19 protein-coding genes are annotated in these 21,464 nt (G+C 42.6%); 17 read left to right on the plus strand and 2 right to left on the minus strand.

The window, feature by feature from the left end:
* Positions 1-22 precede the first annotated feature (22 nt).
* The 5 genes from ACT3S4_RS07650 (at position 23) to ACT3S4_RS07670 (ending at position 4,039) form a co-directional block, all read left to right on the plus strand.
* On the plus strand, positions 23-880 hold the full coding sequence (locus ACT3S4_RS07650) for a hypothetical protein (RefSeq protein WP_444760838.1): 858 nt from the start codon (positions 23-25) through the stop codon (positions 878-880).
* On the plus strand, positions 881-1,747 hold the full coding sequence (locus ACT3S4_RS07655) for a hypothetical protein (RefSeq protein WP_444760839.1): 867 nt from the start codon (positions 881-883) through the stop codon (positions 1,745-1,747).
* Between the two features lie 27 nt (positions 1,748-1,774).
* Positions 1,775-2,605 (plus strand): hypothetical protein, encoded by an 831-nt coding sequence (locus tag ACT3S4_RS07660; protein WP_444760840.1) that lies wholly within the window; start codon positions 1,775-1,777, stop codon positions 2,603-2,605.
* A gap of 63 nt (positions 2,606-2,668) precedes the next feature.
* Positions 2,669-3,553, plus strand: coding sequence for an NADPH-dependent 7-cyano-7-deazaguanine reductase QueF (queF, locus tag ACT3S4_RS07665; RefSeq protein ID WP_444760841.1), 885 nt, complete (start codon positions 2,669-2,671; stop codon positions 3,551-3,553).
* Between the two features lie 84 nt (positions 3,554-3,637).
* A complete protein-coding gene (locus ACT3S4_RS07670; RefSeq protein ID WP_250163759.1) occupies positions 3,638-4,039 on the plus strand; it encodes a lysozyme inhibitor LprI family protein in 402 nt (133 codons plus the stop codon).
* A gap of 86 nt (positions 4,040-4,125) precedes the next feature.
* On the opposite strand, the gene ACT3S4_RS07675 is transcribed toward ACT3S4_RS07670, so the two are convergent.
* Positions 4,126-5,844 (minus strand): proline--tRNA ligase, encoded by a 1,719-nt coding sequence (locus tag ACT3S4_RS07675; RefSeq protein ID WP_250163760.1) that lies wholly within the window; start codon positions 5,842-5,844, stop codon positions 4,126-4,128.
* A 569-nt stretch (positions 5,845-6,413) separates the two neighbouring features.
* Here ACT3S4_RS07675 and ACT3S4_RS07680 point away from each other — a divergent pair.
* Both ACT3S4_RS07680 and ACT3S4_RS07685 read left to right on the plus strand, forming a co-directional pair.
* Positions 6,414-7,151: a DUF4230 domain-containing protein gene (locus ACT3S4_RS07680; protein ID WP_444760842.1), complete on the plus strand. Its 738-nt coding sequence runs from the start codon at positions 6,414-6,416 to the stop codon at positions 7,149-7,151.
* A gap of 169 nt (positions 7,152-7,320) precedes the next feature.
* The gene (locus ACT3S4_RS07685) at positions 7,321-7,482 is read left to right on the plus strand and encodes a hypothetical protein (protein ID WP_444760843.1); all 162 of its coding nucleotides are present in this window, start codon (positions 7,321-7,323) and stop codon (positions 7,480-7,482) included.
* Positions 7,483-7,751: 269 nt separating this feature from the next.
* Here the strand turns inward: ACT3S4_RS07685 and ACT3S4_RS07690 are convergent, their stop codons facing one another.
* Positions 7,752-9,449 (minus strand): cryptochrome/photolyase family protein, encoded by a 1,698-nt coding sequence (locus tag ACT3S4_RS07690; protein WP_444760844.1) that lies wholly within the window; start codon positions 9,447-9,449, stop codon positions 7,752-7,754.
* A gap of 210 nt (positions 9,450-9,659) precedes the next feature.
* Between ACT3S4_RS07690 and ACT3S4_RS07695 the strand changes: the two genes are divergently transcribed.
* The 10 genes from ACT3S4_RS07695 (at position 9,660) to ACT3S4_RS07740 (ending at position 21,422) form a co-directional block, all read left to right on the plus strand.
* Complete coding sequence (locus tag ACT3S4_RS07695) at positions 9,660-10,343, plus strand: phosphoribosylanthranilate isomerase (protein WP_250163763.1); 684 nt, start codon at positions 9,660-9,662, stop codon at positions 10,341-10,343.
* A gap of 102 nt (positions 10,344-10,445) precedes the next feature.
* Entirely contained in the window at positions 10,446-11,720 is a 1,275-nt protein-coding gene (gene trpB / locus ACT3S4_RS07700) for a tryptophan synthase subunit beta (RefSeq protein WP_250163764.1), read from the plus strand.
* Positions 11,721-11,850: 130 nt separating this feature from the next.
* Complete coding sequence (locus ACT3S4_RS07705) at positions 11,851-12,339, plus strand: HNH endonuclease (protein WP_250163765.1); 489 nt, start codon at positions 11,851-11,853, stop codon at positions 12,337-12,339.
* A gap of 23 nt (positions 12,340-12,362) precedes the next feature.
* Entirely contained in the window at positions 12,363-13,187 is an 825-nt protein-coding gene (gene trpA, locus ACT3S4_RS07710) for a tryptophan synthase subunit alpha (RefSeq protein WP_250163766.1), read from the plus strand.
* Between the two features lie 269 nt (positions 13,188-13,456).
* Positions 13,457-14,419 (plus strand): acetyl-CoA carboxylase, carboxyltransferase subunit beta, encoded by a 963-nt coding sequence (gene accD, locus ACT3S4_RS07715; RefSeq protein WP_250163948.1) that lies wholly within the window; start codon positions 13,457-13,459, stop codon positions 14,417-14,419.
* A gap of 234 nt (positions 14,420-14,653) precedes the next feature.
* Complete coding sequence (locus ACT3S4_RS07720) at positions 14,654-16,057, plus strand: bifunctional folylpolyglutamate synthase/dihydrofolate synthase (protein ID WP_444760845.1); 1,404 nt, start codon at positions 14,654-14,656, stop codon at positions 16,055-16,057.
* 258 nt (positions 16,058-16,315) lie between these two features.
* Positions 16,316-17,506 carry an SPOR and LysM peptidoglycan-binding domain-containing protein gene (locus tag ACT3S4_RS07725; RefSeq protein WP_444760846.1) on the plus strand — a complete coding sequence of 397 codons (1,191 nt, stop codon included), beginning with the start codon at positions 16,316-16,318 and terminating at the stop codon, positions 17,504-17,506.
* A 298-nt stretch (positions 17,507-17,804) separates the two neighbouring features.
* Positions 17,805-18,335 (plus strand): DUF2726 domain-containing protein, encoded by a 531-nt coding sequence (locus ACT3S4_RS07730; RefSeq protein WP_444760847.1) that lies wholly within the window; start codon positions 17,805-17,807, stop codon positions 18,333-18,335.
* 248 nt (positions 18,336-18,583) lie between these two features.
* Positions 18,584-20,041, plus strand: a complete 1,458-nt coding sequence (locus ACT3S4_RS07735; RefSeq protein ID WP_444760848.1) for a hypothetical protein — start codon at positions 18,584-18,586, stop codon at positions 20,039-20,041.
* Positions 20,042-20,159: 118 nt separating this feature from the next.
* Positions 20,160-21,422, plus strand: coding sequence for a DUF5723 family protein (locus ACT3S4_RS07740; RefSeq protein ID WP_444760849.1), 1,263 nt, complete (start codon positions 20,160-20,162; stop codon positions 21,420-21,422).
* The last annotated feature ends 42 nt before the right edge of the window (positions 21,423-21,464 follow it).

The raw sequence follows: 21,464 nt of genomic DNA on the forward strand, positions 1-21,464 counted from the left end.
CCAACATTGTTGGGCTTTTTTTATGAAAATTTTTTTTGTCAGAAGTATGAGTAAGGCTTTTACAGCCACTTTATTGAGTACAATCACGAGCATTGCCATCGCAGCACCATTTGCGGCAATGGATGATTATGATTGGGTCGTCATGGAGACGCCTGTAGATCCTGCAACGTATAAGTATGATTGCCATAATGACTACAAATATGAAACTTATGATGCGCTACAAAACTGTCTGTATAACTTGAGGGAAGATGCAGATAATGCGCTTAGTAAGCAATGGAATATCAGCGATAAAGTCTTTAGAGAGAGAAATGCCATTTATATCAAAGTCGCTAATCGGAAAAATCCACTAGTATTTGTTGACTACTCGAGCCCTTATGAGGAGGATTTCAATCCTTATTATTCGCTACAAGACTACGATAAATCACGGAAATTACTGACAATACATCAAAGATTTTATGAAGGAGAGAGCTTGACGCTAGTCAATTTGGCTACTGGGTTTTGGCAAGATTTTAGTCTCAGAAAGCTAAGTATCTCTCCTGATATGAGATATATAGTCGGTTTTGAAAGTGAAATGGGAGCGACGGAACACGTCAATATTTTGGAGCGACAAGATAGCGGTTACTATGAAGGCTACTATAAACAAGTCTATAGCAGTAGTGACGATTCAAAAAACTACGACAATCATAAAAAGTTTTATCAAGCAGATAAAGCACAGCAGGTTTATGATAGCGAAATCTTTACTTGGGTAAATGGTGATAAGTTTTATGCAGATTCTTTTTATAAGTTGAATGAAGCGGATTCAGCGGCTTTTAGAGTACGATATACCTTTATTAAAAATGCCTCAACGGATAAGTGGCAACTGTATGAAGGTAGTAGGTAAATGATCGCTATCTCTCATTGTATAAAGACGGTGTTGACTGTCGCAGGACTATTTATATTGACCACAATAGCATCCTTAGATGCACAGGCAGCGCCTTTAGCTTTAGAGCCATCGACAAATGAAGAGGTATGGATAAAAGTCCCTGCGCCTGTAGCCATAGACTGGTATGAAGACAGCTGTCGATACAATCATACTGAATATCGAACGTTTAAAGATTATGAAAACTGTATTTTTAAATCGTTAGCCCAAGCTGATAATTTTCAAAGCCGAAAATGGGGCTTGAGTGACCGCGTTATTCGAGAAAAAGATACCATTTATATTAATACACCCAACCATAAGCAGTCATTGGTATTTAAGGATTATCTTGAACCGTTTGAAGAGGAACATAGCGCTCACTATGAATTGCAGTACTACGATAAAGTGCATCATTTATTACAGTTACTACATACTATGTATGAGACTCAAGCGACTGTCATTGTCGATTTAAACACGGGGAGCTGGCAAGAGCTATATGCGACCAATCTTAAGTTTTCTGACGATATGACTCAAGTGGTAGGGTTTAATGGTAGGCAAGGTATGACCAAAGATATCATGATATGGGAGCGTCAAAAAGGGAATAATGACGGACGCTATGCAACGATATTTGCTAGTAATGAATTATATGAACAAAATGATGATAATAAAAAGCATGAGGTATATGAAGCGCGAGATATCAGTTGGACAAGCGATAATAAAGTTAACGTTGATTTTTATTACAGAGTCAATCCCACTGACACGGTAGCATTTCGCGTGCGCTATATTTATGCGGCTGATAATAAAGAGGGTGAATGGCAGAGAGTTTTACCTGATGTTAATACCAACGATTAAAAAACAATAAAAAGGTCTAGCTCTCATATGCAAGTAACTCTACCAGTAGTTAATTCAATTCGCATCTGTATGACGAGTGCAATACTGCTAATGCTATCAATGCCAGCACAAGCAGACCTGCCCCAAGCGACGACGGATGACTATGTTTGGAAAGTACTAGACCCAGCCAGAAAATCAGATTACTTTGATAATGAGTGTGAATACGACAGTCTGGTCTCTTATAGGAAATGCCTTGAGATCAGCTTAGAGAAACATGATAACAAGCTTAGCGGAAAATGGGGATTGAGCAATCGCGTTTCGAGAGAAAAAGATACGATATATATTCAAGTACCCAATCGAAGCTTACCGTTGGTTTTTCGTGATGAGATGTTTGCTCCTGACGGCCAATCCCACTCTTATTTTTCGTTGTATGATCATGACGAAAAGAGACAACTGCTGTACTTGTTGAGAAGTTTTCCCGAAATAGAAAGTACTGTACTTATTAATCTCAAAACTGGATTTAGTCAAGAATTTGATGGTATCGATTTAAGTGTGTCACCCAACAAAGAACGTATTATTACAGTAGAGCGTTATATAGATGAAGAAAATATTACGATTTGGCAAAAGCAGAAGGAGGGCGACTATCAGATTGTTTACGAGAGTGACCCCAGCGAATTAAAAGCGCATTTGGATTCTTATCAAAATCGAGACCAGAGACATAGTTTTGAAAATGTAGATATTGAATGGCGAAGTAAGAATAGTGTTTTAATCGATTTTTATTATCTTATCAATGAAACCGATGATACAGGCTATCGAGTACGTTTTAGCTTGGTCAAAAATGCTAGTTCATCAGAGTGGCAAATGATTCCCATAAAATAGCCCATTGCTGTAAAATGACTGGTTTTTATTTCATTATATTTAAGCATGAAAGGTAAGTAACTTATGAGTATTCACGGTATCTTGGGTGAGCAAACCACTGACTATCCAACCGAGTATAGTCCAGAGACCTTGTATCCTATCGCTCGCAGTATGGGTCGCGATGTCATTGGCTGGCAAGACGATAAGTTAATGGTTGGCATCGATTGGTGGCAGGCATTTGAGATGTCTTGGTTAAATCAACAGGGTATCTCGCAGGTTGCGATAGCACGCTTTGGTATTCCAGCCAGCTCGCCATTTATCGTTGAGTCAAAGTCACTTAAGCTCTATCTAAACAGTATCAACTTTACTGAATTCGCTAGTTGGAATGATGTGCAAGCGCTGATTGCTAAAGACTTATCAGCCTGTGTAAAAGCAGACGTGCAAGTTGAGTTGTTTGGCTTAAATGACGACTTGCATAATAAGACATCAGGATTATTGGTGGCTCAACCTGAGGGTGTTTGTATTGATGACGCGCTTGCTAATAGTAGCGAAAAAGTCGCATTGTGTGAGCATCCTGATGCGTCATTGCTAAGTAGTGATAAAGATTTAAACAGTAGCTCTATTTTAGGAAATACTGGCACTGAGCCTTATATTTTCTATTCTAATTTACTACGCAGTAATTGTCCGGTGACCAATCAGCCAGATTGGGGGACGTTGGCGGTTTTGATGACCAGTAATAAAACAGTCGATGAGGTTGGAATGCTGCGTTATATCTTAAGTTTTCGTCAGCATAATGGTTTTCATGAGCAATGTGTGGAGCAAATATTTGCTGATTTGAGTCAATACTATGAGCCAAGTGAGCTGATGGTTCGCGCTTGGTATACACGCCGAGGCGGTATCGATATCAACCCTTGTCGCGTCAGTGATATCCGCTTAATGCCACAGCCAAGCCGCTTGATTCGGCAGTAAATAAATATTAATTTTTAGCTTTCATTGATGCGCGTTCTTTCTTATACTCAATAAACCTTATTTTATGAATATTGAGATGCAGTTATGAAGTTAAAAACCAGCTTTTTAACCGCTCTAGGGACTGCTACTTTGTCTCTAGCTACCTTGCAGTTGGCACAGGCTGCATTTGTGGAAAATCAATATAACTGTGAAGACGCTTATATGGAAGTGGCTTATGATTGTGGTAACGATGCGATTGTAGTCGAAAAAAATCGTCTTAATAAAATCTATATGAGTGCTTATCGTACTTTGAATACGACACAACAACAGCAGTTGGATAAAGAACAGCGTATATGGTTAAAGGATCGTAATGATAAGTGTGACTTTGAATACGAAGGTCCAATGAATAATTCTGTGGTATACGCCCAGATTAGCGCTAATGTTTGCACCGCTAATGAGACACAGAAACGCAGTAAGGTCATTGCTAAAAGATATAATGTTAAGTAGTTTTTTTTAGCTATATTACACGCGAAAAAGCGCCTATCTCATTTAATGAGATAGGCGCTTCTTATGGCATAGTTTTTATTGAAAAACTATTTGCCGCTTACTTTTGCCATGACTTCTTCACGGCTGAGCATTTGCTTTTCTGCTTCACGGCGATTGACGTATTCGTACTTACCTTCAGCAAGGTTGCGGTCAGAAACCACGATACGATGAGGAATACCAATCAATTCAAGATCAGCAAACTTAACGCCGGGACGCTCGTTACGATCATCAAGAAGTACATTGATGCCTTGAGCCTTTAGCTCTTCGTACAGTGCTGTTGCCGTTTCCATTACCGTCTCTTCTTTTGACTTCATCGGTATGATAGCGATTTCAAAAGGAGCGATTGAATCATTAACCGTTGGCGTCTGTGGCCACATGATACCGTTTTCGTCGTTGTTCTGTTCGATAGCAGCGGCAATGATACGGCTCACACCAATACCGTAGCAGCCCATCATTAGGGTCACAGGCTTACCATCTTCACCAGATACGGTAGCATTTAACGCTTGCGAGTACTTATCACCCAACTGGAAGATATGACCGACCTCGATACCACGTTTGATTTTTAGGCTGCCTTTACCATCAGGAGAAGGATCGCCTTCCTGCACATTGCGTACATCAACGACACGAGTAATGCTCGCATCACGCGCCCAGTTCATACCAGTGGTGTGTTTATTGACTTCATTGGCACCGCATACAAAGTCTGACAGAGTTGCTGCCGAACGATCAACAAAGACAGGCATATCCAAATTAACGCCAATATAGCCTTTATGCAGACCAGCAGCTTTCAGTTCTTCGTCAGAAGCCATTGTCAGCGGCACATTGGCCTCTTCGATTTTCTCGGCTTTGATCGTATTTAGCTGATGATCACCGCGTAATACGATAGCGATAAGCTGTGGCTCATCATTTTCGGTATGACCATGGACGATTAACGTTTTGACCGTCGTTTCTAATGGTAAGCCTAAATGTTCAGCAACCATTTTACAGCTGGTCATATTTTCCGTCAGGACGTCTTCGCGTTCCATTTTCGGTGGCTGACGCTCAGCGGTGCTCACTGATTCGGCAAGCTCAACATTGGCTGCATAATCAGAAGAATCAGAGAAGGCAATATCATCTTCGCCGCTGTCTGCCAAGACATGAAATTCATGTGAAGCAAACCCACCAATAGAACCAGTATCCGCTTGTACCGCACGGAAATCTAAGCCCAAACGGGTAAAGATACGCGTATAAGCGTCATACATGTCATGGTAAGTTTTTGCCAACGATGCTTGATCAACGTGGAACGAGTAAGCATCTTTCATGGTAAATTCGCGTGCGCGCATCACACCGAAACGTGGACGAATCTCATCACGGAATTTATTCTGAATTTGGAAAAAGGTGATTGGTAGTTGTTTATAACTACGCAGCTCGCCTTGCGCCAGATTGGTGATGACTTCTTCATGCGTCGGACCAAGCACAAAGTCGCGATCATGACGGTCTTTGAAGCGCAACAGCTCAGGACCATAATCGTTAAAGCGTCCGGTCGTTTGCCAAAGCTCGGCAGGCTGGGTCATCGGCATGAGTACTTCTTGTGCACCAACTTCTTGCATCTCTTCACGAACAATACGTTCGACTTTTTGCAAGATGCGTAGCCCCATGGGCAACCAAATATATAACCCAGAAGCAATCTTTCGAATAAGACCGGCACGCACCATCAATTGGCTTGAGGCGATATCGGCATCACTTGGGGTTTCTTTTAGAGTGGCAAATAAAAATTGACTGGCTTTCATAAATAAAGCGTAACCTTATCAACGATAAAATAAATAAGAAATAGTAGGATGTTGAGCGTGTGCTTTGATGGCCGACGCAAGCTTACCTTTGTATCACTTGGTAATAGTCTAGGACATGCCTAGCTAAAAAGTACTGCGACAAACAGTACATGAATAGAAAGTGCGTTCATAAAACGCCTTACAAAAAGGCTGGAACTTTTCATTTTGTATTAAAACGTTGATGTTGGCAGCGTCATACTTTACGCATAAAGACCAGAAAAATAGATGTACGCCAACATTTTGCTTATACAATCTGACTATGTTAGGTAAAGTTAGCCTAAGACGCAATGACTTTTTGTTTTTTCAGACAGAACGTGACTTAAACGTGACTTAAACGAGCAAATGAGGTCACTACAACTCGATTGTTTGCCAGTTTTTAGGGTATTTATAGTAAATGGTAGCGCTAGTCATTGTGTAGCGTATTGGTAGTTATTACTTGAAGTTGCTGCTCAAAAGTAGCATTTATCATTTAGACAGTTATTTGTTATACGTTTAATAAAAATAAATGATAAAACTCTGAGGGTGTTTATATGAATAATCCTGACAATCGATCTCCTGTTAATAATGATGCGACTCATTCACAAGCGAAAAAACCCATTGCGATGATGTCGTGGATGATATTGCTCATCGGTTTAGCAGCTATCGTTTTTGCTATTTATAGTGTGCAGAATATAACCAAGGAAGAGCCGATAGAAACCATTACTCGTGAAGGCGTGGTCACACAAATCCAAAAATTGAATCGTTTGGAAACGGTGGCGTTTAGTGTCGATACCGTCATTACTAGCCAGCGCCCTGGCAGTTGGATGAAGCTGTGGCAAGATGAGCAAAAGGGTTTGTTTATCGCGCGCGGACGAGTGGAGGCGGGGATTGATTTAAGTGCACTTACCCCTGAGATGGTACAAGTGGTGCAGCCTGAAATTAACGTCGATGAGGTACAAGAAGCGGATGCCAATACGCCAGTCTCAGTGATGCCGCAAATCAATATTACCATCCCACCATCAGAGATATTTTCGGTTTATCTAGACGATATCGAGATTTATGATTGGCAGACTGGTGCTTTTGGCATGATGCAAGTCGATCCAAAAATATTGCAACAAGCGCAAAGTATGGCAAAAAAAGAAGTGCTCGAACGCGCTTGTCGCGGTGATGTCATGAATATGGCACTAGAAAATGCGCAAACCCAACTGCAACAGTTATTTTCGTTAACTGGTGCAGTTGTGACGGTAACGACTCAAGGTGCAGGCGCGTGCCAGATGCCAGTAAAATAACGCATACATAATTTTATTAGAGCCATAGACTAGATCGTCATACGTTAGCTTATTCATTGGAAACACTTAAAGTAACGCCATTTATATTGTATAGTAGAACTTATCTATTATTCATAATCAACTTATGAATTATCGTTGATAATATAACCCTATACAAAAGGTGGCGTATATGACAACTCTTAATAATAAACCGTCTTCTAAGCCTGAACGTCAGCTTAATAAGCGCCCTAAAGTGAAAGAATCGCTTTCTTTTGCGACATGGGTACTGTTAATTATAAGCTTCACTTTATTAGCCTATGCCTTATACATTATCCAAACTCGTATATTATAAGCAACCAACTGATACTAGGGCGTGTCCTCAATTCAATCGATTACTTTCTAAATGTGCTAAAAATAGCTAAATTTTGCCAAACATCGTCAAACAGCTTCTTAATATTTCGATATTATGTGCGCTACTTTCCTTGTTTGACGGTAATTTATCTCATTTTTATCACCATTTTTAAAATGAGGACACGCCCTAGTAAGGGTAGATAATCTGAATAAGATGCCATAGCTGAAATTCTTAGTAAATTGAGGTCTTAGTGTTGATGTAATGCGTCGCTATTTTTTAAATTCAGCAATCACTAATTGGCGAGCCGCTTTATGTTCGACCATCGGTAATGGGTAATCAATATCAGCAAACTTACCGCCCTTTGCCAGTGCTTGACGCATTTTATCCTCGCTATGCAAGATGGTGGTAGGAATGGCTTTTAGCTTAGGCAGCCACGTCTTGATAAATTCGCCATCGGTATCGTGGGTTTTGGCTTGGCTAAAAGGGTTCATAATGCGAAAGTAAGGTGCAGAGTCGGTGCCAGTCGACGCGCTCCATTGCCAACCCCCATTATTGGAGGCAAAGTCGCCGTCTATCAGCTGCTGCATAAAGTAGCGCTCACCTAAGCGCCAATCAATCAATAAATCCTTGGTCAAAAACATCGCCGTGACCATCCGCAAGCGATTGTGCATAAAGCCCGTTGCATTCAGGCAGCGCATTGCCGCATCGACTAACGGCACGCCAGTTTTACCTTTGCACCACGCCGCAAAATCATCTTGATTATATGACCAGTTAATTTTGACATCAGTCTCATGTTTATACGCTTGATGGCGAATCAGCTCGGGCTTATAGTCTAAAACATGGCGATAAAAGTCACGCCAAGCTAGCTCACTTATCCAGCGGTTAATGTCGTTATTATCAGTGTTGTTAAAGCTATCCCCGCTGTCTAAGGTGTCACCGTCACCTTCATTCTCATGTAATTCTCCCAGTGCTTTGCTTAATTGTAGGGTAGCTTGTAAGTAGCAAAGTCTGGGGCTGATTGCGCCAATAGTCAGGTAGGCAGATAGCTGACTGGTGGCATTTAAACTGGGTACATCGCGACTGATATCGTAGTTATCAATATCCTCAGCGATGAAGTCCTCTAAACGCTGGCACGCCGCCGCTTCGCCAGCAGGGTAGGCTGCCCGAGCGTGCTCAAGCTGTACGTCTATATCCATGGGCTCTAATAAACCAGCATTTTGCAGTGCCTTTTGATAATCTTCGACTACTTCTTTACTTACTCTTTCTATATCTTCGATAGTAGCACTGGCGTTCGAGACTTCTAGTTTGACTTTAGTGTTGCCATTTATGGCGGATGCCTCATGCATTTGTATGGTACTGATATCCAAGGTATGCCGCCATTTTTTATAAAATGGGGTAAACACCTGATACATGCTGTCATCGTTCGTGGTGATGGTTTGTGGTGGCAAGATACATTGATCATGCCAGCGGATAAATTCTATATCGTTGTTTGCAAGCTTTTTGGTTAATTGTTCATCACGCTTAATCTCATTGCCTTCGTACTCGTGATTTGCCATCACAGTGCTGATCTGGTTCGCGCTACAGATATCTAGCATCGCCTCAACACAGTCAGTAAAGCTTGGACAGAGCTGTATTGTTAAGTGGATGTTTAATTGTGTTTGCAGAGATTTGGCTAGGATAGGCAAGGTGCGAGCGATATGGTCGAGCTGTGTCAGCGACATGTCATGTGCCTGCCATTGTTCAGGAGTCACGAAGTAAATAGCGCTTACTGAGGCGTTATCCGCATTTGCCTGCTCGCAAAGCGCAGCTAGCGCGGTATTATCATGAACTCGCAGGTCACGACGAAACCACATTAAATAATGTGCTGGGTTTACGCTAGTGGCATCGTCGCTATTGTTGACGTTGCTTGTTTCGGTGTTATCTATGCTATCTGTGCTATGAGACGTTTCCGCCGCCGTTTTAGACATTCAACTATCCCTCTATTAATCAATCGCAATCATAAACAAAACTGGTAATAAAAGTATGCTAGGATAAGTTTTTGGATGCAATGGATTTACCATTCAATTAACAAATCCTCATATTTACGCTTTAGCGTTGGCAATTGACGTTTACTTGCCGTCAATGTAGCGAAGACAGTCTAATAGTGTCGCACTAAGTGTTATATCTAAGGTCACATCATGCACGTTAAGTTTTGCGGATTTACCCAGCCTAATGATATTAAAATTGCCGCCCAGTTGGGTGTTGATGCGGTTGGCTTGGTATTTTATCCGCCCAGTCCACGCGCTGTCACTATCGAGCAGGCGCAATCGTTAAGTGCGTCTTTGCCAGCTTTTATAAGTATAATGGCTCTAGTGGTGAATATGCCGCGCGCAGAGCTGATAGAATTAGCGAATCAGGTCGCTTTTGATATCATTCAATTCCATGGTGATGAAACACCGGAGCAATGTGCGCAGCTGGCCAGTGCGGTCAATAAACGCTGGATAAAAGCGCTGCGTATCAATGCTGACCAACACACTGCCGCTAGCGTAAGCGCCGAGATTAATGAGTTTGCTGCCGCTGGCGCGAACAGTATCTTATTGGATGCTTACCATCCCCATAAATATGGCGGCACAGGGGCACGTTTTGATTGGAATCTGCTACCGAAAGACAGCTCGCTACCTATTATTTTAGCGGGCGGACTGGATGCCGATAATGTCGCTGCCACTTTAGACTTGCCTATTTATGCGGTCGATGTCAGCGGTGGGATTGAGTCTGACAAAGGCAAAAAAGACGCTGCCAAAATGCGTGCCTTTATGAAAGCGGTAAAACGCGACCGATGGCAAAATGAGACGCTTGGCGAACCTTCGAATATCAGTAACTAGTTTTTTAGCCGTGAACTTTTTATCCGTTACATAGCTAATTACTTGGAAAATTTTCCCCCTTATTTATTTTAAAAAATACCACTTATTATAGTAGGAATTATCATGAGTCATGTCGCGAGCAAAGATGTATCTACCACTGCTAAAGCTATTAATACCTTCACCAATCCAGAAAACGTACAAGATTTCAATCAATATCCTGATGCCCGTGGACATTTCGGCGTGCATGGCGGTCGCTTTGTCTCTGAAACCTTGATGGCAGCACTAGAAGAGCTAGAAACGTTATATAACACAGTAAAAAAAGACCCTGCGTTTTGGGAAGAATATCACAATGATTTGGTCAACTATGTCGGCCGTCCAACGCCTTTATATCATGCCAAGCGATTGAGCGATGAGATTGGTGGTGCGCAAATTTATTTTAAACGTGAAGACTTAAACCATACTGGCGCCCATAAGGTTAATAACACCATTGGGCAGGCGCTACTTGCCAAGATGAGTGGTAAAAAACGCATTATTGCGGAAACTGGCGCAGGGCAACATGGTGTCGCGACGGCGACGATTGCCGCGCGTTTGGGGCTTGAGTGTATCGTTTATATGGGTGCTGATGATGTCGAGCGTCAAAAGATGAACGTCTATCGTATGCGTTTGCTCGGTGCGACGGTTGTGCCAGTGACTTCAGGCTCACGTACCCTAAAAGATGCCATGAATGAAGCGATGCGTGATTGGGTTACTAATGTCGATAGCACCTATTACATCATCGGTACGGTTGCCGGTCCGCATCCTTATCCGTTATTGGTACGCGATTTCCAAGCGATTATCGGCAAAGAAGCACGTATTCAGCATCTGCAAATGACGGGTAAATTACCAGATGCATTAGTCGCTTGTGTGGGTGGTGGCTCAAACGCCATTGGCTTGTTCTTTGATTTCTTAAACGATACTGACGTTAAAATGTATGGCGTTGAAGCAACGGGTGACGGTATCGAAACGGGTCGCCATTCGGCACCATTAGCCGCTGGTCGTATCGGTGTACTGCATGGTAACCGTACCTATCTTATGGCGGATGATGACGGTCAAATTCAAGAGACGCATTCTATCTCAGCAGGTCTTGATTATCCTGGCGTTGGTCCTGAGCACAGCTTCTTAAAAGACATGAAGCGTGTTGAATATGTCGGCTGTACTGATAAAGAATCGCTAGAAGGCTTCCATGAAGTGACGCGTAAAGAAGGTATTATCCCTGCGCTCGAATCTGCGCATGCCGTTGCTTATGCATTGAAGCTAGCTAAGACGATGACCCCTGATCAAACCATTATCGTTAATATGTCTGGTCGTGGGGATAAAGATTTGCATTCAGTGATGAAGGCGGAAGGGATTGAGCTTTAGAGTCATTTTCTGGCTTAAAAATTATTGATGTTTTTTTAATAAGATTGATAATGCCCTCTATTAAGCTTAATAGAGGGTTCGCAATATAAATTCATATTATTTAATTTTGAAAGAGCAGAGAATTAGTAAGATGTCAAAAGTCACCCCCTCTATGGCAAAAAATCAGATTAAGCGTAGCCTATTACAAGTTATAGATACTCATCCTAATAAAGCTCAGAAGCAGCAAGTTTGGAACTACTTTGATAATAAATGCGCTTACTGCGAGATAGTCATTGATCCTAACAGTCGCAAAGGTCATCTTGACCACTTGCAAGCTGTAAAAGATGGCGGTACTAATGAAATTTATAACTTTGTGCTGGCATGCAATATTTGTAATGGTGATGAAAAAAGAGAAATGCCTTGGCGAGAATTCTTAGTCAATAAATGCCAGAACCTACCTAATTCGATGTATATAGAACGCTTAGAACGTATTGAGACTTGGCATCAGAAATCTCTTATCAGTCAGTTAGATGCTAACGTAGTGTCTCAAATCGCAGCCATTATAGAAACTGCCCAAGCGAATTTTGACAATTCTATTAAACAGATGCGTGCCTTACGCGATTCAATGACAATGAATTAATTTTAAAATTATAAGAGACCAATATGACCCGAATTGAAAGCACTTTTGAAACTTTAAAATCACAAAACAAAAAAGCCCTGATTCCTTATGTGATGGCAGGTGACCCCAATCCAAGCAACTTCGTTGGTTTGCTTCATGATTTGGTTAAGCATGGCGCGGATATGATCGAAGTTGGCTTGCCGTTCTCTGATCCGATGGCAGATGGCCCAGTCGTCGCTTTAGCTGGAGAGCGTGCATTAGCCGCAGGTACGAGTACACGTGATGCCCTAAAAATGGTCGCGGAATTCCGTCAGCAAGACACGCAGACGCCCATTATTTTGATGGGCTATCTCAATCCCGTTGAAATCATCGGCTATGACAACTTTGTCGCGCTATGTGAGCAGTCAGGTGTCGATGGTATTTTGATGGTTGATTTGCCGCCAAGCGAGGCGGGCAGCTTTACCCAGCATTTGACTGAACATTCGATGAATGAAATTTTCTTATTGTCACCAACCACTTTACCTGAGCGCCGTGAGCAAGTATTGACCCATTGCGGTGGTTATATTTATTATGTGTCATTAAAAGGCGTGACGGGTTCGGCAACACTTGATACTGATGATGTTGCGACTCAAGTGCAAGCGATTAAAGCAGCAACTGATTTGCCAGTATGTGTGGGTTTTGGTATTCGTGATGCGGCTTCTGCTAAAGCGATTGGAGCGCATGCGGATGGTATTATTGTCGGTAGTGCCTTGGTGCAGAATTTTGCTGATATAGATGCCAATGATAGCACTGCGGTTGCCGCCGCTCAGCAAAAAATCATGGCAAAAATGGATGAGCTACGCGGTGCACTTGATAGTTTGAGTGCCTGAGTGAAATAAAGTTAAATTATCGTCACTTAAGTCGTCATGGCAATATGAATAACAATGTTTATAAAGACAGGGTTAAATGACTTTGCTAAAGTTAGTTTACGTGTGTAAACTAACATCACATATAAATTGTTACAGTTTCACGAAAGCGTGCCTTATAACTGCGCTTTATAACTGCGAAAGTTATGAGAATATGTGACGATTAAACTGATCCTTATAAATCGATTCTTAGGGACAAGCGCATGAGCCAGCTTGTCGATAAGCCTTTGATAATGGCGAATAATATGACTGATACGATAATAAAACCTGATATGAAGACTCCGAACCATACTGAAAAAAGTAACGCTGAGCCAAACGGTAATACTGCTGGGCAATCGTGGTTTAATCGCCCGATACCGGGTATCAAGCAGCAATTGACAGCGCCTTTGACAGCAGTAGAGACTGAACCGTCAACCAAGTGCAGTAATTGTCATTCGATGATTACCAATACGGCGCTTATTTTTAACTGCTATGTTTGCCCGCATTGTGATCATCATTTACCGATGAGTGCTCGTGAGCGCTTAAACTGGTTGCTCGATCAAGTAGACGGTGAGCTAGGACAACAATTTACTGCCAAAGATCCATTGAGCTTTGTGGATAGTAAGCCGTATCCGCAGCGTATGATAGAAGCACAGGACAAAACCGGCGAGTCTGAGGCGCTGATTGTGCTGTATGGTAAGCTGCGCAATCTTGATGTAGTGACTTGTGCCTTTGATTTCCGCTTTATGGGCGGTTCTATGGGCTCTGTAGTTGGTGACCGTTTCGTAGAGGCGGCTGAGAAAGCGCTGGCAGACAACGTGCCCTTAGTCTGCTTTGCTGCCTCTGGCGGCGCACGTATGCAAGAAGGTTTACTGTCTTTGATGCAGATGGCACGAACGGCTGCTGCAATTGAGCGTTTGAGAATTGCTGGCGTGCCGTATATCGTGATATTGACCAATCCTGTTTATGGCGGTGTGACTGCGTCGCTCGCTATGTTAGGTGATATTCATTTAGCAGAACCAAAAGCCATGATCGGCTTTGCTGGTAAGCGCGTGATTGAGCAAACGGTTCGTGAGACGCTAGAAGAGCCGTTCCAGCGTGCCGAGTTTTTGTTAGAGCACGGTGTGGTCGATGAAGTGGTACATCGTCATCAAATGATTGATACTATTTATCGTCTGTTGGCAAAGTTAAGCCGCATGCCTAATGTTGATGCCTAGCTTGCTCATCGGCTTGACTAACGGATAACTGAGTTTAATATTCCGCATGACTTATGCTTAGTAGCATGCTCAATTTCTCTGACTAAGTAAGATCAATCAATAGCATTTATCGTCAACAGCGGTAAATGCTATTTTTGCTTTTTGGACAGGTAGTTATATACTGTCTGTACTTTCTTAATGAATGCTTTCTCATTGACCATTTTTTATTCAAATATTTCAATATAGGCTGTGTCCATGTCCGACTCTCTACTTTTTAACGCTAACACTCCCAACAAGCATTCTAGCTTGACCGAATGGCTCGATTATATGCAGCAGATTCATGTATCGGCAATAGACATGGGGTTGTCGCGAGTTTTGCCAATTGCCGAGGCGTTAGGCGTGGTACAGTCAGCCAAAGACGATGCTTATGTATTTACGGTGGCAGGCACCAATGGTAAAGGCTCAACGACGGCTGTCATCGCGCAGATGTGCCAAGCAGCAGGCTATAAAACGGCTCTGTATCAATCACCGCATCTAAGTTTATTTAATGAGCGCGTGCGTATCAATGGCGAGATGGTCAGTGACGAGACGTTAATTGAAGCCTTTAGCAAGGTAGAAGCAGCGCGATTAGCGTGTGAGCTGACCTTGTCATTTTTTGAGATGACCACACTTGCCGCATTATTAATATTTGCCGAAGCGGACTGTGATGTCTGGGTGTTGGAAGTCGGGCTGGGTGGGCGCTTAGATGTGGTCAATATCATTGATCCTGATATGGCAGTGATTACCAATATCGCTATCGATCATGTCGATTGGCTGGGTGACAATGTGGAAGATATTGGCCGTGAGAAAGCAGGTATCTTACGTGATGGTATCAGCGTGGTTTATGGTGCTACTGCAATGCCAGTCAGTGTGCAGCAAGCGATTGATAAGCATCAAGCAACTTGTTATCAAGTTGGGCGAGATTTTGATTATCGTGAAGTGGGTGCAAGCGCTTGGCAATATAGCAATGCTGCGGTCACTATGCAGTTACCGTGCCCAGCACTGTCATTGACCAATACTGCCACTGCGTTATCAGCAGTGCTCGCAAGTTCGTTAAATGTCGATAGCACTGCTATCGAGCAGGCGCTGCAAACGGTCAGGCTCGCTGGCCGCTTTGATTATCGTGAGATCCACAATCGCCATTGGCTGTTTGATGTGGCGCATAACGAGCAAGGCGTTGAGTTTTTATTGGCGCAATTATTACCGCTTTGGCAACAGCATCTAGCCAATCAAAATAGCTTTGATGCTCTCAATCAAAGCAGTAATCCAAATAGTAATTATATCAGTAAAGCTATAGGAAAACCTGCCAGCATTAAAATGCTGTTTTCTATGTTGGGTGATAAAGATATCAATAAAGTCGTGCAGCATTTGACGATAGCGGGCTTACCGATTAGCGATTGGTTTGTCGCTGAGATTGATTATCCACGTGCTGCGAGCACTGAGCACTTGCAAGGTATCCTATCGAGCTATGTCGACAATGCTCAAATACACGAATTTAAACGTTTATTAAAAGCGACCGAGGCAGTTATCAATGCCAGTCAGCCGCAAGACCTTATCGTGGTATGTGGCTCCTTTCATACGATCGGCGAGGCACTGGCCGCACTGGCGGTTGATAATTAACATTAAAATGGTGCTTATTTAATGTTAATCTTAGCAGTAGCATGATGGCAGACAGTATGAAAAATATGCTTTATAATCAAAGTGATTTGGCAAGTTGCTCTATAATGGCATTAAACGCTTGGCATAACATTTAAAAACGGATGGACGCAACTGGTGGCAATGACACCTATCAAGGCTATTAAAACTATCTAAACACAGTTTTGAGACGACAGTTGCGCCGCTCAATCAACCTTATTACCAACTAAGAGACGTAAACGGATGAACTTTTCGAGACAAGCCTTATTGGGCATTGGGATGATTATCGGCGGTAGCGTGATGCTATACGCCATGGTGCAACAGATTGGTGATAGTAATGAACCACAACCAGCGTCAGCAATGGTAGATAAGCTAAGCCCTGAGCAAGAGTCTCCTCAGCCGCTGACGACGGATATCGAGACTGAAAAACGTATCTTGGCAGAAAAACAAAAAGAGCGCGCTGCTCGCGTTGCTGAACAAGAGAAACGTGCCCAGCAGTTCTTAACCGAACAAGAAGCCGCTGAGGCGGAAGCATTGGCAAAAGCCCGTGCAGAAAGTCAGCAGTATATGGCCAGTAGTGCGGCAGCTGCTGAAGAGAGTGATAAATCCGACGCGGAAAAAAATGACGCTACAACGCCAATAAAAAAGACTAGCGTTGCTGTGTCAGCTGAAAGTGAGACAAACACTGGCAACCAGCAAAAAGCTGCCCAAGCGCAACAAGAAGCTCAAAGGCAAGCGGCGATTAAAGAGCAGGCTGCCGCCAAGAAACTAGCAGACAGTAAAAAAGAAGCGGAAGCAAAAAGACAAGCGGATGCTAAGAAACAAGCGGATGCTGCGGCTGAGAAAAAACAAGCGGCAGCAGAAGCGGCTAAAAATGAGCCGCCAAAATCGCCTTCTGATTATCAAGTCAAAAGAGGAGATGGGCTGATTAAACTGGCGCGGCAATACAATATGCCAGTAGAAGTATTGGCACAAGCGAATGATCTGTCACCGTCGACATCGCTACAACTGGGTCAAAACATCACCATTCCATCACGTAAGCAAGTAGAGCGATTAGCACGTGAAGCGGCAGCGGCTGAGCAGGCACGCGAAGACAAGCGTCAGAAAGAAGAGGCTTTAGCCAAAAAATCAGCGGATGCTAAACGTGAAGCACAGCAGAAACTCAGCGAAGCCCGTAAAGAAGTCAAAGAAACCGACGCCAAAGGCAGCTTTGGGGTGCAAGTAGCATTGGCAAACGATCAAGCCAAAGCTGACGAACTAGCAAAGAAATTTAAATCCGCAGGCTACCAAGTTAAGACCAGTCCTACCAGCCGCGGGGTTCGCGTCATCGTCGGTCCTGAGCGCGGTAAAGTGGCGGCGTTAGCGTTAAAAGATAAAATCAATAGCGATCCTAAGGTCAGTACGACCAGTGCTTGGGTTTTATACTGGCGCTAAAATAGTGTGAAAATCACTATAATCGGATGACTGTTATTGCTAAATAAACAGCAGAGTCTTGGTTAGATTTTATTGTTTTATCTGAGTTTTATTCAAACACGACATTTATTGTCGTGTTTTTTGTTTTAGTGTTTGCTGATTGGCGTAAGCTTAGCTACGATGTGCGCCGATTGTCCCTGATTTTTTCTGTATAACGGGTCAGCCTATAAGGGCTGCCCTGTCGCAGTTGAGTATATATGTCACTTTATGGAAGTCGTCATACATATTTGGCTGCCTTAATCATGTATAAGGTAAAACCATGTCATTTGGTGTTATATTTTTAATATTGGCCGTTGGGTTTTTAGGGCTGATTACCGTACCAAAGCTGTTGAAAAGACCTCCAGTTGTTGAGCCTGATCCAAAGCCAGTACGCGGTGATGAGTTGGCTATTTGGCCGTTTGCGCCGATGCCGATTATGACGGATACGGAAGTCATTTTCTTTAATAAGCTAAAAAGTGCGTTGCCGGAATATCATATTTTCGTTCAAGTTCAACTGTCACGCATTATCGAAGGCAATAGCAGTGAGGCGTCCGAGCGTAGCTTTTGGTTCAATCGTATCTGTCGTCAAAGCGTCGATTATGTGATTGTGGACATTGATGCGCAGACCACGCTGGTTGCTATCGAGCTTGATGATTGGACACATACGAGTAAAGCGCGTCAAAAGGCGGATGACAAAAAAGACAAAGCCCTTGCTAGTGCCGGTATTGCTATTGTGCGCTTTCACGCTGAGCGCATGCCAAGCGTAGATATGCTCAGGTACGAGCTGATGCAAGTGATTGAAAATTATTGATAAAGTATCTTTGGTAGACAGTTAAGATTAGTCGCAACAACGGCATTTATTTTTTTGTGTAACATTGCTGTTATATCCGTTTACTTTATAGATAAGTTGTTTAAATAAGAGTATTATTATTTTATTTTAAAGCAAACTTAAGTTTTCTAAATTAAGAGGCGCTTTTCTGAATTGAGGCATTATTTGCTTAATTAGATAAAGATTTTGGTGCTTCTCGTTTTTAAAATCATTCTATAAAGGACTGTGTTATGAAATTTTTTAAATTGAGCGCATTAGCGTTAGCCAGCACGTTAGCGTTAGCAGGCTGTGGTGATGACAATAATAATAGCTCTTCTGGTAATGGTACTAATACGCCAGATGTGCCAGTTAAGCCGCCTGTCGATAATAGTTTGTCTGAGATCGAGCAAGCGAAAGAGATGATTCGTACCGCCAAGCTATTTGTCAGTGACAATAAAGCGGTTACAGATGCTTACGAAGATGTAAGTGATATCCTTACAGAAAAGCAAGATACGCGACTTGGTTATACCTTCGATATCCCAAGTGATCTAAAATACTATATGGAAGAGAATGATGTATCACAGCTCACTGCAGCTGACATTATTGCACTGGCTAATGATGAAGAGTTTGAAACAGCATTGGGAAATATAGTCTTGACCCCAGAAAAAGACTTTTTAGCGACGCTAAATGCTGATGGGAAGTTTACCTTAACTGGTAGCACCAAGGTTGATATTGAAGAATACGATTATGTGTATAACCCACAAACAGGTTTGTACGGACCTGTTGTCGTCAATCAAGACAGTTTTAAGGTAGCATTTGATGGCTTTGAAGATGCGTTAAGCTCAAACACCAGTACAGATAACTTTAACGGCAGCTTGGGTTTCAAGAGTATTAAAATTGGTACTGGCACTGATATCGTTGCCCTCAACTCAAGTACTAAAGGCGCAACAGTCAGTGGTCAATTCAGTGATAAAGTCGTGGTCAATGATGAGTTTGACATCAATGATGCAAATAAAGAAGGCATCACGCTAGAAAAGGCAGTCATCAAATTAAGCAGCCTGAAGTTGACGGCTAATGATAGCGTGATTGAAGCAAAAGATTTTGAATTTGCTGCGCTGGATGTCAGCAGAAAGCTAGCAGATAACAGTCTGGTGGTTAGAACAATCCCTTATAAGTTTGCTATAACGGGCAAGATGACCAAGCAAAAACCGATGACTGATGTAGAGATTACACTGAATGCGACTGCCAATGACGCTGATATAAAGAAATTTATCATAATCGATGAAGTTGGTGATATCGAAGAGGCCGCCAATAAATACGTAGGTATGGAAATAGTATTGGCGATTAAAGGCAAGGTAACGAAAGAGAATACAACGACGATTCCGCTTGATTTCCAAGCCAATCTTAAACGTACTGCTCGTAATGTTATTGAGCTACAAGGTCTGACTGCTAGCGTAGAGGGTAAGAAGCTATTTGTAACAGGTAAGTCAAGCTTAGATAATAACTATGATGTGGTTAGCACCCAGTTTACCGTTGAGCAAAATAAAGCGTCGATCAAGTTAAAGGTTGATGCCAAGGGTGATTTTATCAAAGATAAAATGGGTAAGCTTGGCGATATCATGGTTAACGGTAAAGACTACGGTGATTTAATGGATAATGATGGCAAAGTTACTGCCAAATTTACTGATGATAGTTTAATTATTCTATAATCAAATCATGTGTCACATCGACTCTCAACCGTTGTTAGTAGCGATTGAGGTATAGCAACAAAAAAAAGAGACAGATTCCTGTCTCTTTTTTATGCTCTCTAATAAACGTGAGAAATTTATGCCATATAACGTTTCAAGTCTCTATGGTTTTTTACCTAAAAGCTTAGCATCGCATTTATACAGCCGTACCAAGTTAATCACTACGCCAGCGATTGCCGCTATGATGATATCCAGCGCTGCGGTTGCTGATAGTGCAGATATACCAGCTGCTGACACGAATTTTTACTTCTACCCCCAAGCGACAGGCTTGCTGGACAGTCATATTACTCAGTCAGACGCGCAGATAGAGTGGAGTGTGATGGCAACGGCTCATAGTCCAACACAGCCTATCTCAGAATTTTTAGACGATTGGAATGCTCCTTTGGATTCAGGAGATCATGCTTATGCCCAAGGTCGGACGTCGCTTGAGATTCGTCCTGCGGGCAGTGCGATTAGCTACGGTCTAGGTTGGCGTTATGATTATTTAATGACGTTTAGCAAAGAGACTGCCGAAGTTTATTGGCAGTATGAAAATAAAAAGCCCTCAAGTACCAGTCAAACTTATCCGTTATTTTTAGAAGCCAAGCACAATGAAAGATTCGGTGCTAATATTGGCCTGACGCAGCAGCTCATGCCCAACTGGCAATTGACGACTCGTGCCAATCTCTGGCAAGGACTGCATGCATTAGAAGGTAAGATAGTTGGCGATTTAAGCACCAAAGTGTTGCCAAATAATGAGCTGACAGACATACGAGACAGTTTGGATAAAACCAACGCTTACATCGATTATTACTATGATGCACCAGCTTTAGGGGAGGAAAACCTAAACTGGAACCCCGCGAAACCTTCGGGATATGGTTATTCGCTCGATTTGCAGCTCACAGGTCAGTTGTCTGATAGTACGCAGTTGTCTCTGAGTGGCTACGATATCCTTGGACGTATGCACTGGAAAGACATGCCAAGCACTCGTTATGCATTGGATTATGACGTCAACGGCAGACCTCTCTATACGATTGAAGGGCAGCTTAGCACTGATGATGTCACACAGACATTGCCATGGCGAGTGGAAGGTAGCCTTCAGCATCAGCTAGACAGTCAATGGCAGCTCGGTCTACATGGTCAAGTGAATGACATTCAAGACTTATATCAATTATCCGCAGGCTACCAAACGTCCAACGATGCTTTCCCCATTACGGTGACGGGCTTGATAGAGCCGCAAACGCAAGCATTTGGTCTTGCTGTAGACAGTCGTTATGCTGGCATCAAATTGCTGACCGACAGTCTCGATTCAGAAAAAGCCAAACGCAGTGAGATTAGCTTGTATGGACGCTATGCTTGGTAGCTTCATTGCATTGCATTAATAAAGCAGATGGCTAAAGCGTCG

It is taken from the genome of Psychrobacter sp. AOP30-A2-5 (genome assembly GCF_052378115.1).
Taxonomy (GTDB): domain Bacteria; phylum Pseudomonadota; class Gammaproteobacteria; order Pseudomonadales; family Moraxellaceae; genus Psychrobacter.